Origin of the sequence: Pseudomonas sp. WS 5010 (assembly GCF_012985565.1) — a bacterium.
Lineage (GTDB): Bacteria > Pseudomonadota > Gammaproteobacteria > Pseudomonadales > Pseudomonadaceae > Aquipseudomonas.
The window spans coordinates 741,414-756,431 of sequence record NZ_JAAQWQ010000003.1 but is presented as its reverse complement, the minus strand read 5'-3'; the positions used below and the strand labels follow the sequence as shown (position 1 = coordinate 756,431).

Annotated in this window: 14 protein-coding genes; 8 read left to right on the top strand and 6 right to left on the bottom strand. The window is 60.9% G+C overall.

Annotated elements, in window-relative coordinates; genetic code table 11:
• Window positions 1–76: 76 nt before the first annotated feature.
• Window positions 77–1,555, bottom strand: a complete 1,479-nt coding sequence (locus HBO11_RS12315) for a helicase HerA-like domain-containing protein (protein ID WP_169954702.1) — start codon at window positions 1,553–1,555, stop codon at window positions 77–79.
• A 197-nt stretch (window positions 1,556–1,752) separates the two neighbouring features.
• Between HBO11_RS12315 and HBO11_RS12310 the strand changes: the two genes are divergently transcribed.
• On the top strand, window positions 1,753–3,642 hold the full coding sequence (locus HBO11_RS12310) for a methyl-accepting chemotaxis protein (RefSeq protein WP_169954653.1): 1,890 nt from the start codon (window positions 1,753–1,755) through the stop codon (window positions 3,640–3,642).
• Between the two features lie 62 nt (window positions 3,643–3,704).
• Here the strand turns inward: HBO11_RS12310 and HBO11_RS12305 are convergent, their stop codons facing one another.
• Window positions 3,705–3,902: a hypothetical protein gene (locus HBO11_RS12305; RefSeq protein ID WP_169954652.1), complete on the bottom strand. Its 198-nt coding sequence runs from the start codon at window positions 3,900–3,902 to the stop codon at window positions 3,705–3,707.
• Window positions 3,903–3,973: 71 nt separating this feature from the next.
• Window positions 3,974–4,822 carry a formyltetrahydrofolate deformylase gene (gene purU, locus HBO11_RS12300; RefSeq protein WP_169954651.1) on the bottom strand — a complete coding sequence of 283 codons (849 nt, stop codon included), beginning with the start codon at window positions 4,820–4,822 and terminating at the stop codon, window positions 3,974–3,976.
• Between the two features lie 349 nt (window positions 4,823–5,171).
• On the opposite strand from purU, the gene mvaT reads away from it, so the two are divergent.
• Window positions 5,172–5,546 (top strand): histone-like nucleoid-structuring protein MvaT, encoded by a 375-nt coding sequence (gene mvaT / locus HBO11_RS12295; RefSeq protein WP_029295469.1) that lies wholly within the window; start codon window positions 5,172–5,174, stop codon window positions 5,544–5,546.
• Between the two features lie 89 nt (window positions 5,547–5,635).
• On the opposite strand, the gene sbcB is transcribed toward mvaT, so the two are convergent.
• Window positions 5,636–7,063 carry an exodeoxyribonuclease I gene (gene sbcB, locus HBO11_RS12290; RefSeq protein ID WP_169954650.1) on the bottom strand — a complete coding sequence of 476 codons (1,428 nt, stop codon included), beginning with the start codon at window positions 7,061–7,063 and terminating at the stop codon, window positions 5,636–5,638.
• Window positions 7,064–7,274: 211 nt separating this feature from the next.
• On the opposite strand from sbcB, the gene HBO11_RS12285 reads away from it, so the two are divergent.
• From HBO11_RS12285 to HBO11_RS12260, 6 genes are read left to right on the top strand one after another with little or no spacing between them, the layout of a single operon-like run.
• The gene (locus HBO11_RS12285) at window positions 7,275–7,967 is read left to right on the top strand and encodes an RDD family protein (protein ID WP_169954649.1); all 693 of its coding nucleotides are present in this window, start codon (window positions 7,275–7,277) and stop codon (window positions 7,965–7,967) included.
• A complete protein-coding gene (locus HBO11_RS12280; RefSeq protein ID WP_169954648.1) occupies window positions 7,964–8,944 on the top strand; it encodes a stage II sporulation protein M in 981 nt (326 codons plus the stop codon). Before HBO11_RS12285 ends, HBO11_RS12280 begins: the two co-directional genes overlap by 4 nt.
• Complete coding sequence (locus HBO11_RS12275; protein ID WP_169954647.1) at window positions 8,931–10,460, top strand: DUF4129 domain-containing protein; 1,530 nt, start codon at window positions 8,931–8,933, stop codon at window positions 10,458–10,460. The genes HBO11_RS12280 and HBO11_RS12275 overlap by 14 nt, the downstream gene beginning before the upstream one ends.
• Window positions 10,457–11,614 carry a DUF4350 domain-containing protein gene (locus HBO11_RS12270; protein ID WP_169954646.1) on the top strand — a complete coding sequence of 386 codons (1,158 nt, stop codon included), beginning with the start codon at window positions 10,457–10,459 and terminating at the stop codon, window positions 11,612–11,614. Before HBO11_RS12275 ends, HBO11_RS12270 begins: the two co-directional genes overlap by 4 nt.
• Entirely contained in the window at window positions 11,611–12,603 is a 993-nt protein-coding gene (locus HBO11_RS12265) for a MoxR family ATPase (RefSeq protein WP_169954645.1), read from the top strand. The genes HBO11_RS12270 and HBO11_RS12265 overlap by 4 nt, the downstream gene beginning before the upstream one ends.
• A gap of 7 nt (window positions 12,604–12,610) precedes the next feature.
• The gene (locus HBO11_RS12260; protein ID WP_169954644.1) at window positions 12,611–13,942 is read left to right on the top strand and encodes a DUF58 domain-containing protein; all 1,332 of its coding nucleotides are present in this window, start codon (window positions 12,611–12,613) and stop codon (window positions 13,940–13,942) included.
• 13 nt (window positions 13,943–13,955) lie between these two features.
• On the opposite strand, the gene HBO11_RS12255 is transcribed toward HBO11_RS12260, so the two are convergent.
• Window positions 13,956–14,315 carry a PilZ domain-containing protein gene (locus HBO11_RS12255; protein WP_169954701.1) on the bottom strand — a complete coding sequence of 120 codons (360 nt, stop codon included), beginning with the start codon at window positions 14,313–14,315 and terminating at the stop codon, window positions 13,956–13,958.
• 230 nt (window positions 14,316–14,545) lie between these two features.
• Complete coding sequence (locus tag HBO11_RS12250) at window positions 14,546–14,920, bottom strand: tetratricopeptide repeat protein (protein WP_169954643.1); 375 nt, start codon at window positions 14,918–14,920, stop codon at window positions 14,546–14,548.
• Window positions 14,921–15,018: the final 98 nt, after the last annotated feature.

The window sequence follows — 15,018 nt, the reverse complement described above, 5'->3', positions numbered from 1 at the left end:
CCGGCACATGTATCGACTGAGACACCGCAATCGCGGGCAAGCCCGCTCCCACAATGGGTTGTATAGACCTTGATGGCTACTTACGCTTGCTACCGCCAAGCAAGGACCCCAGCAGCCCGCGCACCAACTGGCGGCCCATCTGGTTGGCCGCCTGCTGCATCGCAGACTTGAGGGCCTTGCCCGCGGTGGTTCCCAGGAACGCGCCGGCCTTGTCGGTGAAGCTCGGTTCTTCAGCGGCAGGCGCAGCACTTGCCGCAGGTCCCAGTTCCTTGCGTGCCATCAGCACTTCATAGGCCGACTCACGATCAACCGGCTTGTCGTAGCGCCCCAAAAGCGACGAACTGGCGATCAAGGCCGTACGCTCGGCGGCGGTCAATGGCCCGATCCGTGATTGCGGCGGTGCCACCAGCACCCGTTGGACTACCTCAGGCGTGCCTTTTTCCTGCAGCGTGCCCACCAGCGCCTCACCCGTGCCCAGTTCGGTCAACACCGCCAGCGCATCAAACGCCGGGTTCGGCCGAAAACCATCGGCCACCGCCCGCAGGGATTTTTGTTCCTTGGTGGTGAATGCGCGCAGGCCATGCTGGATCCGCAAGCCCAACTGGGCCAGCACGTTGTCCGGCAAGTCGCCCGGCGATTGGGTGACAAAATATATCCCCACGCCTTTGGAGCGAATCAGCCGCACCACTTGTTCCAGGCGGTCCTGCAAGGCCTTGGGCGTATCGGCAAACAGCAAATGCGCCTCGTCGAAAAACAGCGCCAGCAGCGGCTTGTCGGCATCCCCGCGCTCCGGCAACTGCTCGAACAGCTCCGCCAGCAGCCACAGCAAAAAGGTCGCATAGACCTTGGGCGACTCGTGCACCAGGCGGCTGGCATCCAACAGATGAATGCGCCCTCGCCCATCGCTGGCCGGTTGCAGAATATCTTCCAGTTGCAGCGCCGGCTCGCCGAACAGGGCTTCGGCGCCCTGCTGCTCCAGCACGGCCAGGCGCCGCAGCAAAGCCTGGCTGGAGCCAGTGGTCATCAGGGCAGCATCATCGCCCAGCAGCTCGGGGTGGAACTTGAGGTGGTTGAGCAGGGCCTTGAGGTCTTTGAGATCCAGCAGCAGCAAGCCCTCGCGGTCTGCCACTTTGAACGCTGCATAGAGGGTCGACTGCTGGCTGTCGGTCAACTCCAGCAGGCTGCCCAGCAACAGTGGGCCCATTTCGCTCAAGGTTGTACGAAGTGGATGACCGGACTGACCGTGGATATCCCACAGAGTTACCGGATATGCCTTAGGTGCGTAATTCAGGAAAGGCATGCCGGCAATCCGCTCGGCCACCTTGCCCTGGGGGTTGCCCGCGGCGCCGAGGCCACACAGGTCACCCTTGATATCGGCGGCGAACACCGCGACGCCAGCATCACTGAACGCCTCCGCCAGCCGCTGCAACGTCACGGTCTTGCCGGTGCCGGTGGCGCCGGCAATCAGGCCATGGCGATTAGCCAGGCGCATGGCCTGGGCAATGGGCTGGCCTTCAAGGTCTGCGCCAATAAGAAGTTGCGAGGAGTCAGGCATTTTGTCACCCATGGTTAATCTTTAGCGCTGCACGGTCGATACAGACAAAGCGAGAGACCCAAAAAGTCTAAAAAAGTTAGACCGGATAATTCCTGCAGGAGCAGATGGAAATATCACACTTTATTTAACGCTGCCATTTGTGCGTTTCCATAAAAGACGCGCCTCGGACATTAAGACCTTAGCGGACACGACGAGCCATGAATAAAAATCTGCGCTTCAGCCACAAAATCCTGCTTGCAGCCGCCCTTATCGTCATTGCCGCATTTGCGTTGTTCACGTTGTACAACGACTACCTGCAACGAAACGCGATTCGCGACGACCTCGACAGCTACCTGCATGAAATGGGCGGCGTCACCGCCAGCAATACCCAGAGCTGGCTGGCCGGGCGTATTGTCCTGGTGGAAAACGCCGCCCAGAACATCGCCATCAATCCCGAGCCGAGTGTGGTCGCCAACCTGCTCGAGCAGAAAGCCCTGACGTCATCGTTCATGGCAACCTACCTGGGTGACAGCAAAGGCGGCTTCACCATCCGCCCCGACGCGAAGATGCCCGACGGCTTCGACCCGCGTGCACGTCCCTGGTACAAAGGCGCCCAGGCCAGCAATGGCTCGACCCTGACCGAACCCTATATCGACGCGGCCACCGGCCAGTTGATCATTTCCATCGCCACTCCCAGCAGCCAGGCCGGGCGAAGCGTCGGCGTGGTGGGCGGTGACCTGAGCCTGCAAACCCTGGTGGACAACATCGGCGCCCTGAGCTTCGGCGGCATGGGCTATGCGTTCCTGGTCAGTGCCGACGGCAAGATTCTGGTGCACCCGGATAAAAGCCTGGTGATGAAGACCCTGGGCGAGGCGTACCCGAACCAGACCATCAAGATCAGTGCTGACTTCAGCGAAATAGAGGTCGATGGCAAAACCCGCATCGTCACCTTTGCCCCGATCAAGGGCTTGCCGTCGGTGAACTGGTATATCGGTCTGTCAGTAGATAAAGACAAATCCTTCGCCATGCTCAGCGAATTCCGCACTTCGGCCATCATTGCCACCGTGATTGCCGTGGCGATCATCATTGCGTTGCTGGGCATGCTGATCCGCGTGCTGATGCAACCGCTGCATGTAATGACCCGGGCCATGGAAGACATCGCCGATGGCGAAGGCGACCTCACGCGCCGCCTGACGATCCAGAACCATGACGAATTCGGCATCCTCGGCAAAGCCTTCAACCGCTTTGTGGAACGGATTCACACCTCGATTCGCGAAGTGTCCTCCGCCACCGGCCAGGTCAATGAAGTGGCGTTGCGCGTGGTCAGCGCCTCCAACTCGTCGATGGTCAACTCCGACGAACAGGCCAACCGCACCAACAGTGTCGCGGCAGCGATCAACCAGTTGGGCGCCGCCGCCCAGGAAATTGCCCGTAATGCCGCGCAGGCCTCGCACCAGGCCAGCGATGCCCGCCACCTGGCCGAAGATGGCCAGCAAGTGGTGGAGCGCAACATCAAGGCCATGACGCAACTGTCCGAAATGATCAGCGCCTCCAGCAGCAATATCGAGGCGCTCAACAGCAAGACCGTGAATATCGGGCAGATCCTCGAAGTGATCACCAGTATTTCCCAGCAAACCAACCTCCTGGCGCTCAATGCGGCCATCGAGGCGGCGCGCGCCGGGGAAGCCGGACGCGGGTTTGCGGTGGTGGCCGACGAGGTGCGCAACCTGGCCCATCGCACCCAGGAGTCGGCGCAACAGGTGCAAAAGATGATCGAGGAGCTGCAAGTCGGCGCCCGAGACTCAGTCAGCACCATGAGCGAAAGCCAGCGCCACAGCCTCGACAGCGTAGAAATCGCCAACCTGGCAGGCGAACGCCTGAGCAGCGTGACCCAGCGTATCGGGGAAATCGACGGCATGAACCAATCGGTGGCCACCGCCACCGAGGAGCAGACCTCGGTGGTGGAGTCGATCAACATCGATATCACCGAGATCAATACGCTCAACCAGGAAGGCGTGGAAAACCTGCAATCCACCTTGCGCGCCTGCTCTGACCTGGAGCAGCAAGCGGCACGCTTGAAACAACTGGTGGGGAGCTTCCGTATCTAAACCCGAGGACATCGCAAATCAACTGTAGGAGCCGCCTCGCTCAGGCTCGACAGCTCCTACATTCAATCTGCGTTGTGTTTGCCAGGGCCGGGCTTGTCGTGCGGCTCTGACTCTTCCTGCAATTGCTCCCACAACCGGGCGGCGTCGGGGAAATCCGTGCCGTCCTCGGCATCCAGGGCATCCGGATCGTAGCGGCTCAAGCAACCCTCGCCCAAGGTGGCGGGTGCCTTGGACGTGGCTTTATCCAGGGGATCACTCATCGTTCGACCCTCATAGCTGACACAAATAAAAAGGGCCTGGGTGATTTAACGCCCAGGCCCTTTTTGCTTTATCAGAACACTACAGTCTTGTTGCCGTGTACCAGCACGCGGTCCTCCAGGTGATAGCGCAGGCCACGGGCCAGGACCATCTTCTCGACATCGCGGCCGAAGCGCACCATGTCTTCAATGCTGTCGCTATGGCTGACGCGTACCACGTCCTGCTCGATGATGGGACCTGCGTCCAGCTCTTCGGTGACGTAGTGGCAGGTTGCGCCAATCAGCTTCACACCGCGCAGGGACGCCTGGTGGTACGGCTTGGCCCCGACAAACGACGGCAGGAAGCTGTGGTGGATGTTAATCACCTTGCCTGCATATTCGCGGCACAGTTCCGGCGGCAGGATTTGCATGTAGCGCGCCAGCACCACGACGTCCGCTTCATGCTGCTCGACCAGGCGCGAGACTTCGGTGAAGGCTGGCTGTTTGTTCTGCGCGTCGACCGGCACGTGGTAGTACGGAATGCCGTGCCACTCGACCATGCTGCGCAGGTCATCGTGGTTGGAAATCACGCAAGCGATCTCACAGTCCAGTTCATCGCTGTGCCAGCGGTGCAGCAAGTCCGCCAGGCAATGGGACTCGCGGCTGGCCATCAGGACCACACGCTTTTTCTGCTCGGTGTCGGTGATGCGCCATGTCATCGAGAACTCTTCGGCGATCGGTGCAAATGCCTCGCGAAATGCCTCCAGGCCAAAGGGCAGCGTGTCGGCACGGATTTCGTGGCGCATGAAAAACCAACCGCTGAGATTGTCCGAGTGATGACTCGCTTCGGTGATCCAGCCGTTGTGAGAGGCCAGAAAGTTACTGACTTTAGCGACGATACCAACCCGATCCGGGCAGGCAATCACCAGACGAAAAGTGCGCATTAGGGGCAAACTCCAGAACTTCGCAAAGGCCGCCATTCTAGCGATACCGTAGAAAAACTGCAGTATTCCTCAACGCTTATTCGCGCAATTCCTTGTGGTGTCCCTAAACAGAGTACGGTTTTTACCTGGGCGTTATGTGTGTACAAGCATCTGTTACCACAATTACCCAAGATCTAAGGAGAATATCTTTAGCCGCTCGAGCGCACTAAATAATGCACTCCGAGCCTCTGGCTACAAACATTCAAAGTAAATTACATAAAACCGAGCTTAAATGTTTACTTGGGGAAACTGTCTGACTATTATTAGGCCACTATCCCTGTCCCTCAGCGCCCCGCATAAGGTAGTCCACATGTCCCTGATCAACGAATACCGTGCCACCGAAGAAGCTATCAAAGAGCTGCAAGCCCGTTTGAAAAATCTGTCCCAAGACGACAAACTGCAAACCGAGCTGGAATTCGAAGGCAAATTGCGCACCCTGATGGGTGAATACTCCAAGTCCCTGCGTGACATCATTGCGCTGCTGGATCCGGAATCGAAAGTTAAAGCACCACGCGGCGCGGTAAAAGTTACCGGCACCAAGCGCGCGCGTAAGGTCAAGCAGTACAAAAACCCGCACAACGGCGAAGTGATTGAAACCAAAGGTGGCAACCACAAGACTCTGAAAGAGTGGAAAGCCAAGTGGGGCGGTGACGTGGTTGAAGGCTGGGCTACCCTGCTGGGCTAAGGCTCGCCAGGTCGCCACCTGATTCGCGACACAATAAAAAACGCCAGTTCGCTGGCGTTTTTTATTGCCCACTGTTTATCAAAGGTCGATTACAGGCTCAGCCGCCGGCGTAAAGCATCAACATATTCTTGCCATTCATGCAGTACCTGGCGCTGAAACGATGTAGCACTAACGTCCAATTCAAGCCTGGCCTTATTGAAACTCTCGAGGGTATTGGGGGCACCGTAATCCGCGTCTGACAAGCGTTGCTGACAGAACAATTTCCAGCGTTGTTGCTCTTCATCGTCCAAGGTGTACGCAAAGTTACGGGCACGATAGCGAAACAATAATTCCGGCAAACGATGATCATCAAAAGGCCACTGCTGGCGCGCTAGTTGCGCGGGTTCGGCAGTGCGGACTTGTTCACATAACCGCCGATCCCGATCACCAATAAAACCATCGTAGAGCTGTTGCTCCGGGTCAGCGCTGGCGACGAAATCTTCTTCGGCATAAATCGCCGGCAATTTATCCCGCCAAAGTTCCTGTGCGTCAGTTAGCCGCAGCGCCCGGGCCTGATACTCAGGCATGTCCAGGTTCAAACGCTGCTGGTCTTGCGCGCGCAATACACTCAGCGGCGCGACCACCGGGCAACGATTGATATGCACTAATTTGAGCGGCACCGGCAATTCGCCGTCGGCCAACTCATCGCGCCGGGTGTACAGGCGCCGGCGCAGGGTTTCGGCATCCAGGTCCAGCAGACCCTGTGGGTCGAGCCCCAGGTCACAGACAATCAACGCGTTGCGATTGCGCGGATGCCAAGCCAACGGCAGGACCACTCCCAGGTAATGACGCTCGGCAGAAAAACGCCCGGAAATATGCACCATGGGCTGCAACAGGCGGATCTGATCCATGACCCGCTGTTTGCTGCGCAGTTGAAACAGCCAGTCGTACAACTTGGGTTGTTTTTCCCGGACCAATCGCGCCAGGGCAATGGTGGCGCGCACGTCGGCCAAGGCCTCGTGGGCCTGGCCATGGTCGATCCCGTTGGCCTGGGTCAAGCGCTCCAGCTTGAGGGTCACGCGCCCGTCCTGCTCGGGCCAGACGATTCCGTCTGGGCGCAGGGCATAGGCCGTGCGCAGCACATCGATCAAGTCCCAGCGACTGTTGCCGCCCTGCCATTCCCGAGCATAGGGGTCGAAAAAATTGCGGTACAAGCTGTAGCGGGTCATTTCGTCGTCGAAACGCAGGGTGTTGTAACCCGCGCCGCAAGTGCCGGGGGCCGCCAGCTCAGCATGCACCCGCGTCATGAAGTCGGCTTCGGCCAGGCCTTTTTCCGCCAGTTGGCCAGGGGTAATGCCGGTGATCATGCAAGCCGCCGGGTGCGGCAGGATATCGTCGCTGGGCTGGCAATAGAGGTTGACCGGCGGCCCTACCTCGTTGAGGTCATGATCGGTGCGAATTCCCGCAACCTGCAGCGGGCGGTCGCTGCGCGGGTTGATGCCGGTGGTTTCATAGTCGTACCAGAAGATCGAGGTCACGGGCTATTCCTGTGCTGAAGACCGACAAAGTCTAGGCGCTGGACGCCGCCCGGGGCCAGCGCCATATGCACTGGATAAACATTCAGTGAAACCTTGGCGCATTTTCAGGTGTTACTTGCAGCGATGACACTGCTAGCATCGACCTCTCATTTTCGCCGGCCGCCCGATGAGGTTGCCCATGCCCAGCCACGCCGCACTGCCAGGGAACGCAATGCCCACCGCCCCATTGGACACTCGCTACCAGATCGAGACCCCGGAAGGCATCGACCTGCCCTTGCGCCCCGCCGGGCTGATGCCCCGGGCGCTGGCATTCGGCTTCGACCTGGGCCTGCGCGGCCTGATCCTCGGCATCCTGTTCATCGCCCTGGCGTTTCTCGGCGACCTGGGCATCGGCCTGGGCTCGATCCTGCTGTTCCTCGTCAGTTGGTGGTACATGGTGCTGTTCGAAGTGCTCAACCAGGGCTGTTCACCGGGCAAGCAGATCATGGGCCTGCGCGTGGTACGGGATGACGGCACGCCCATTGGCTGGTCCGCCTCCTTGATCCGCAACCTGCTGCGTTTTGTCGATATGTTGCCGTTCGGCTATTTCCTCGGCGCCATCAGTTGCCTGCAACATCCCCACTTCAAACGCCTGGGCGACATCGCAGCCGGGACCCTGGTGGTTTACCGCGAACAGCCCGTGGCCCGCCCTCTCTTGCCCCAGGCCCCGGCATTGCGCCTGCCCTTTGCCCTGGCGTTGAACGAGCAGCGCGCGATCCTCGGTTTTGCCGAGCGCCAGGGTGAACTGTCCGCCGAGCGCACCCAAGAGCTGGCGGCGATTCTGGCCACGCCCTTGCAGGTTTCCCCGGCACGCGCCGTGGACCAGCTCAATGGCGTGGCCCGCGGCCTGCTGGGGCCGACATGAAACAGAGCCTGTTCGAAAGCCGTCACCAGCCGCACTGGCAAGCCTTTGCCGCGCAACTGGCATTGCTTGAGCAAGGCAAGGCCAAGGCCCAGGAGCTGACGCACTTCCCCCATGATTACCGACGCCTGTGCCAGCACCTGGCGTTGGCGCAGGAGCGTGGCTACAGCAGCTACCTGGTAGACCCGTTGCAACAGTTGGCCCTGCGCGGCCATCAACAGCTGTATCGCCATCGCAGCCAGCTCGGCGCCAAGGTCCTGGGCTTCCTGCTGGCCGACTTTCCCCGCACGGTCCGCGAACAATGGCGCTTCGTGCTGGTGGCCAGCCTGCTGTTCTTTGGCAGCCTGGTTGGCATCGCCCTGCTGGTCTATCTGTCCCCCGACTTGATCTACACCATCGTCAGTACCCAGCAAGTAACCGAGATGCAAACCATGTACGACCCCGACGCCAGTCGCCTGGGGCGCGCGGCCGAGCGGGCCTCGAGTGAGGACTGGATGATGTTCGGCTACTACGTGATGCACAACATCGGCATCGCGTTCCAGACCTTTGCCGGCGGCCTGCTGTTTGGCCTGGGCAGCGTGTTCTTCCTGTTTTTCAATGGCCTGATGATCGGGGCCATCGCCGGGCACCTGACCGAAATCGGCTACGGGCAAACCTTCTGGTCCTTTGTCATCGGCCACGGCGCGTTTGAACTGACGGCCATCGCCCTGGCCGGTGCGGCCGGCCTGCAACTGGGCTGGGCGTTGATCGCACCGGGAGCATTGCCCCGGGGGGAAGCACTGCGCCTGGCAGCCGGTAAGAGCGTGCAAATGATCTGCGGGGTGATTCTGTTCCTGCTGATCGCGGCCTTTATAGAAGCCTATTGGTCCTCCACCACGGCCGTGGAGCCCTGGGGCAAATACCTGGTGGGCGCGGCGCTCTGGGCGATGGTGATCGCCTATCTGCTGTTCGCCGGCAGGAGTCGTCATGCGCCTGAGTGACGCCAGCGTGGTGATTCGCCCCCGCTCCTCGTGGGAAGCCATGGACCTCGGGGTGTTGCTCGCCCGTGAGCACCGCGTGCTCTTGATGAGCAGTTGGGCCTTGGTCAGCCTGCCGATTTTTATCCTGATCAGCGTCGTGCTGTGGGACTACCCCTCCGTTGCCGTGCTGTTGTTCTGGTGGTTGAAACCGGCCTTTGAGCGCCTGCCGCTGTATATCCTGTCCAAAGCGCTGTTTGGCGAGACGCCGACTCTCAAACAGGCGCTGCGCCAATGGCCACGGCTGCTCAAGGAGCAACTGCTGGCCAGCCTGACCTGGCGGCGCTTTAGCCTCAGTCGCAGCTTTGCCATGCCCGTGATGCAACTTGAGGGCCTCGGCGGCCTGGCCCGCCAACAACGGCTGGGTGTGCTCCTGCAACGCAATGCCGGCGCGGCGCGCTGGCTGACGCTGATCGGCATGCACTTGGAAACGGCGCTGTGGATCGGCTTGATGGCGCTGTTCTACCTGTTCCTGCCGCAACAGGTAGAGCTGGACTGGGACTGGCAGCAACTGGCATTGGCCAGCAGCCAGGACTGGCTCTGGCTGGAGCACCTGAGCAATGCCTTCTACGCCCTGATCCTGGTGTTCTGGGAGCCGATCTACGTGGCATGTGGATTCAGCCTCTACCTGAACCGGCGTACCGTGCTTGAAGCCTGGGACCTGGAATTGGTGTTCCGCCGCCTGCGCCAGCGCCTGGGGTCGGCAGTGGCCGCCCTGTTGCTGGCTGTCGGCCTGCTAGTGATCGCGCCAACGCCCCAGGCCATGGCCAACCCGCCGGTCGACTCAAAACCGTTGAGCACGCCGCAAGCCAGTCAATCGATCAAGCGCCTGCTGGAACAACCCCCGTTCAAGAATCCGCAAACCGTTACCCGCTACCGTTTCGGCGAGGACAAGAGCAGCAGCAACGCCAAGTCCCCGGGAGGTGCCCATCTGCCGGCCTGGCTCAAATCCTTGCTGGACAATCTCAACAGCGACACCTTCAAGCCCCTGGCCCTGGTGATGGAGGTGCTGCTCTGGGGCCTGCTGATCGCCGGCATTGCCCTGGTTGCCTGGCGTTATCGTGATTGGCTGCACGCCTTTGTCAGTCGCCGCCGCGTCCAACACCCCAAGGCCGTGCAGCCCGTGCCGTCGCAACTGTTCGGCCTGGACATGGGCGTGCAGAGCTTGCCCGAGGATATTGCCGGTGCCGCCGAACAACTGTGGGCCACACAGCCCCGCGAGGCCCTTGGCCTACTGTATCGCGGCCTGCTGAGCCGGCTGCTGCATGACTTCCACCTGCCACTGAAAAACGCCGATACCGAAGGCCAGGTCCTGGAACGGGTGCGCCACTTGCAACAGCCGCAATTGCTGGCCTTTAGCGACGACCTGACCCGGCACTGGCAAAACCTCGCCTACGGCCATCGCATACCGCCTGCCCTGGCCCAGCAACAGCTCTGCGCCGGTTGGCGCAGCTTGTTCGACAGCGAGGCCGCGCGATGAACCGGCCACTGATCTGGATTGGACTGATCCTGGCTTGCCTGCTGACGGCCGGGAGCTTCTATGCCTGGCACAAGGCGATTCCCTACGAAGAAGTGGTTGACCGCGGGCCCTCACCTGAAGCCCAGGCCAACCCCTACCTGGCGGCGGAACACTTCCTACGCCAGCAAGGCTTGGCCGTCGAGCATGCCCGCAGCCTGGAACGCCTGGCCACCCTGCCCGCCAAGGGCGGCAGCCTGCTGTTGCTCAGCGAACGCAGCAACATGACCCCGCGCCAGGTTGACCAGTTGTTGGAGTGGACCAAGGCTGGGGGCCATCTGCTGCTGGTGGCCGAAGCCATATGGGATGAAGAAACCCAGGACAGCGGCGACCTGCTGCTCGATCGCCTGCAGTTGCGCCAGGCCTTCAGCGATGACTTTGACCAGCCGCCCCCCGCCCGCAAGAACAAGAAACCGGACCTGACACGGCTGTATGTCGATAACGAAACCGCGCCGGCGTTTTTCAGTTTCGACACTGACTTCACCCTGATCGACCCCAGGCACCTGGCACAGTTTTCGGCCAACAGCGCCAAGTCCAGCCACCTGATGCAACTCGATCTCGGGCTGGGTCGTGTAACGGTGATCACCGACAGCGAGCTGTGGAAGACCCCGGCCATCGGCTTGCACGACAACGCCTGGCTGCTGTGGTACCTGACCCAGGGCAGCGATGTCACCCTGCTATCGAACACGGACGTCGAAAACCTGTTCAGTCTGGTGCTGCGGTATTTCCCCCAGGCCCTGGTAGCACTGGCCGCCTTGATTCTGCTGGGGTTGTGGCGCGCCGGCGTGCGCCAGGGGCCCATCCAGGCGCCAGCCCCGAAAGCCCGCCGTCAATTGCAGGAGCACCTGAATGCCAGTGCCGACTTCCTGCTGCGCCGCAGCGGGCAAAACAGCCTGTTGCAAGCCTTGCAGCGCGACATCCTGCGTACCGCACGTCGCCGCCACCCCGGATTCGAACAGTTGGATACCGCAGGACAATGGCAGGCCCTTGAGCGCCTGACCCGCCAACCCGCTTCAATTATCAGCCAGGCCCTGGGCCCACTCCCGGCAAAACGGCTTTCCAGCGCCGATTTCAGCCGCCAGGTGGCCTGCCTGCAAACCCTCAGGAATGCCCTATGAGCGATTCTCCAGTGGATTTACCCAATACCCTCGACACCGGGCGCGCCACCCAACTCGCCCAGGCGCTGCGCACCGAGTTGCGCAAGGCAGTGATTGGCCAGGACGCGGTGATCGATGACGTACTGACCGCGTTGATCGCCGGCGGCCATGTGCTGCTCGAAGGCGTACCCGGCCTGGGCAAGACCTTGCTGGTACGGGCCCTGGCGCGCTGCTTTGACGGCGACTTCGCACGCATCCAGTTCACCCCGGACCTGATGCCCAGCGATGTCACAGGCCATGCGGTGTACGACCTGCACACCGAGCAATTCAAGCTGCGCAAAGGGCCGTTGTTCACCCATTTGCTCCTGGCGGACGAGATCAACCGGGCCCCGGCGAAAACCCAGGCCGCCCTGCTCGAAGCCATGCAGGAACGACAGGTCACTCTCGAGGGTGAAGCCTTGCCCATCGGCCAGCCGTTCATGGTGCTGGCCACCCAGAACCCCATCGAACAGGAAGGCACTTACCCACTACCGGAGGCCGAACTCGACCGGTTCATGCTCAAGGTACGCATGGACTACCCAGAGGCGCAGCAAGAGCTGGATATGGTGCGCGAAGTGACTCGTTCCTCCCGCGCCGACATGCTCGACGTACAGCCATTGCGCACCGTACTGCAGGCCGATGATGTACTGCTGTTGCAACAGGTCGCCAGTGAGCTGCCGTTGGATGACCAGGTACTCGACTACGCCGTGCGCCTGGCCCGGACCACCCGCACCTGGCCCGGCCTGGCCCTTGGCGCCGGGCCTCGCGCCTCCATCGCCCTGGTACGTGGTGCCCGCGCCCGGGCTCTGCTGCGCGGTGGCGAGTTCGTGACCCCGGACGACATCAAGAGTTGCGCGCTGGCAGTGTTGCGCCATCGCGTACGCATCGCCCCGGAGCTGGATATCGAAGGCCTCGAGGTGGATCAGGTACTGGCCCAACTGCTCGACCAAGTGCCGGCGCCACGCCAGTGACATGCCCATGAGACCTACTCGCCTGTTGCTGGCCTGGCTCGCGGTGCTGCTGGGCCTGAACATCGCCCTCGGAACGGCCACGGCCCTGCAACTCAAGGTGCCGGCCGCCCTGCACTCCGTGGCCTGGGGCCTGCTCCTGGCGCTGCTTTTGCTGGCATTGCTCGATGCTGCCCGTCTGAAACGCCGTCCCTCGCCACGCCTGCGGCGGCACATGCCAGGCAGCCTGGCGCTAGGACGCTGGAGCGAGGTGCGGATCACCCTGGAGCATGACTACACACAGCCATTGACGCTGAAGGTGTTTGATCACGTACCGGATGGTTTGAGCGTGCAGAACCTGCCGCAGTTCATCGCCCTGCGCCCCGGTGAACACAGTGACCTGGGCTACCGCCTGCGCCCCTTGAGCCGTGGGCATTTCAGCTTTGAGCGCTGTGAGGTGCATCTGCCCAGCCCCCTGGGATTGTGGACCGCAAAACGCCAGGTATCGGTCAAGGATGCAACCCGGGTTTACCCGGACTTTGCCCGCCTGTACGGTGCGCAGTTACTGGCGGTAGACAACTGGCTCAGCCAACTGGGTGTACGCCAGCGCCAGCGTCGCGGCCTGGGCCTGGAGTTTCATCAGCTGCGCGAATTTCGCGAGGGCGACAGCCTGCGCCAGATCGACTGGAAGGCCACGGCACGGCAACGCACGCCGATTGCCCGGGAATACCAGGATGAGCGCGACCAGCAGATTATGTTCATGCTCGATTGCGGCCGACGGATGCGCAGCAAGGACGGCGAACTGTCACATTTCGACCACGCCCTCAACGCCTGCCTGCTGCTCAGCTATGTGGCCTTGCGCCAGGGCGATGCCGTGGGCCTGTGTACCTTCGCCTGCGACCAGCCGCGCTACCTGGCACCAGTCAAGGGCAGCGGTCAGTTGAACCAGTTGCTCAACGCGGTATACGACCTGGACAGCACCCGGCGCACGGCCGATTACCAGGCTGCCGCCAATCAGCTGCTGGCCCGCCAGAAACGGCGGGCGCTGGTGATCGTAGTGACCAACCTGCGCGATGAGGACGATGAGGAACTACTGACGGCCGTCAAGCGCATCAGCCGCCAGCACCGGGTATTGGTGGCGAGCCTGCGCGAAGGAGTGCTGGATCAATTGCGCCAGGCTCCCGTGCAGACCTTGGCGCAGGCGCTGGCCTACTGTGGCAGCGTCGATTACCTCAATGCACGGGAAGAACTTCATGACCGCCTCAAGGCGCAGGGCCTGATGGTAATGGATGCCCATCCCTCTGAGCTGGGCGCCGACCTGGTAACCCGATACCTGGGCTGGAAAAAAGCCGGCGCTCTATGAATGGTGTGTGACGCTAGGCCGAAGCCTGCAAGGGGTCAAAGCTGAAGTACTGCAACAGCGCAACAATCAGCTGACCGTACTCCGCGGGCGCCTCCAACAGGCAAAACCCCGAGTCGTAATGCCTGGGGTTGATATCTTCACGACTCCACAGGCAGGTCGCAGTGAAATCAATGGTGTGCATATCACCCTCAGGACCTGGAATCTTCAAGCGCAGATCAAAATCCACGTTGACCATCATGGGTAATTGGCTGACTAGCATCAGCCCTTCACTGGAAATATTACCCAAGTAACCGATGGGCTTACCTGTGAAGCGATTGAACACCTCTAAAAAATAGGGCAACTGGTGCCGCTCAATCCGTCGGTCAGTCAACATGATCAGATCGCCGTCCAATGGCCAAGACTGTGGCCGTTGCTGTGATTCGGGCCGGGAAGCTACATGCCCCCCCGCTCTCCTGGATCCCGGTGCAACAGCGGCCCCTGCCCTGTCACTCTACAACCACCGAATCCTGTTTTTGTGTCTGTTTGAATTGAAAGTTATACAAACGCACTTCAAAAGAATAGCCCAACTCTGGCAAGAGGCCAGCAATTAAATGGCGTATATCATTACAAGGCTGCAGCTCGCGCGCGCGCTGCACTTGCGCCAGGGTAATGCCCCAGTTGTTGCAGCGTATCCAGGCGTGCACGGGCCCGGAACGCGTACTCACTCGATGGGTACTGGCTAATGATGAACTGATAAGTCTGCACCGCATCCACAAACAGCTTCTGCCGTTCCAGGCACTGCCCACGCAGCATCGAGACTTCCGGCTGCACGTAGCGACGGGACCGGCTTTCACGGTCGACCTGGGACAATTCCAGGGTGACCCGCTCACAATCGCCCACGTTGTAGGCACGGTAGGCATTGTTCAAATGATGGTCCATCGACCAACGGGTACAGCCGACAACACTGACGGCCAGGGCAGCAATGATCAAAACTCGCATGGGGTGTTCTCCTGTCTTGAGCAGTGTATCGACCCTTGGGCGAAAATCTTCAAGGTTGTTCGTCTGGCGTCATAGAGTGAAAACAAGCGAATCGACAA

What these genes read in the sequence shown, in the direction of transcription:
- HBO11_RS12275 (WP_169954647.1), top strand. Translation starts at nt 8,931, where the DNA reads ATGCGCCTGAGTGACGCCAGCGTGGTGATTCGCCCCCGCTCCTCGTGG.
- HBO11_RS12280 (WP_169954648.1), top strand. Translation starts at nt 7,964, where the DNA reads ATGAAACAGAGCCTGTTCGAAAGCCGTCACCAGCCGCACTGGCAAGCC.
- HBO11_RS12260 (WP_169954644.1), top strand. Translation starts at nt 12,611, where the DNA reads ATGAGACCTACTCGCCTGTTGCTGGCCTGGCTCGCGGTGCTGCTGGGC.
- mvaT (WP_029295469.1), top strand. Translation starts at nt 5,172, where the DNA reads ATGTCCCTGATCAACGAATACCGTGCCACCGAAGAAGCTATCAAAGAG.
- HBO11_RS12255 (WP_169954701.1), bottom strand. Translation starts at nt 14,315, where the DNA reads ATGTTGACTGACCGACGGATTGAGCGGCACCAGTTGCCCTATTTTTTA.
- HBO11_RS12270 (WP_169954646.1), top strand. Translation starts at nt 10,457, where the DNA reads ATGAACCGGCCACTGATCTGGATTGGACTGATCCTGGCTTGCCTGCTG.
- purU (WP_169954651.1), bottom strand. Translation starts at nt 4,822, where the DNA reads ATGCGCACTTTTCGTCTGGTGATTGCCTGCCCGGATCGGGTTGGTATC.
- HBO11_RS12315 (WP_169954702.1), bottom strand. Translation starts at nt 1,555, where the DNA reads ATGCCTGACTCCTCGCAACTTCTTATTGGCGCAGACCTTGAAGGCCAG.
- HBO11_RS12250 (WP_169954643.1), bottom strand. Translation starts at nt 14,920, where the DNA reads ATGCGAGTTTTGATCATTGCTGCCCTGGCCGTCAGTGTTGTCGGCTGT.
- HBO11_RS12305 (WP_169954652.1), bottom strand. Translation starts at nt 3,902, where the DNA reads ATGAGTGATCCCCTGGATAAAGCCACGTCCAAGGCACCCGCCACCTTG.
- HBO11_RS12310 (WP_169954653.1), top strand. Translation starts at nt 1,753, where the DNA reads ATGAATAAAAATCTGCGCTTCAGCCACAAAATCCTGCTTGCAGCCGCC.
- HBO11_RS12265 (WP_169954645.1), top strand. Translation starts at nt 11,611, where the DNA reads ATGAGCGATTCTCCAGTGGATTTACCCAATACCCTCGACACCGGGCGC.
- HBO11_RS12285 (WP_169954649.1), top strand. Translation starts at nt 7,275, where the DNA reads ATGCCCACCGCCCCATTGGACACTCGCTACCAGATCGAGACCCCGGAA.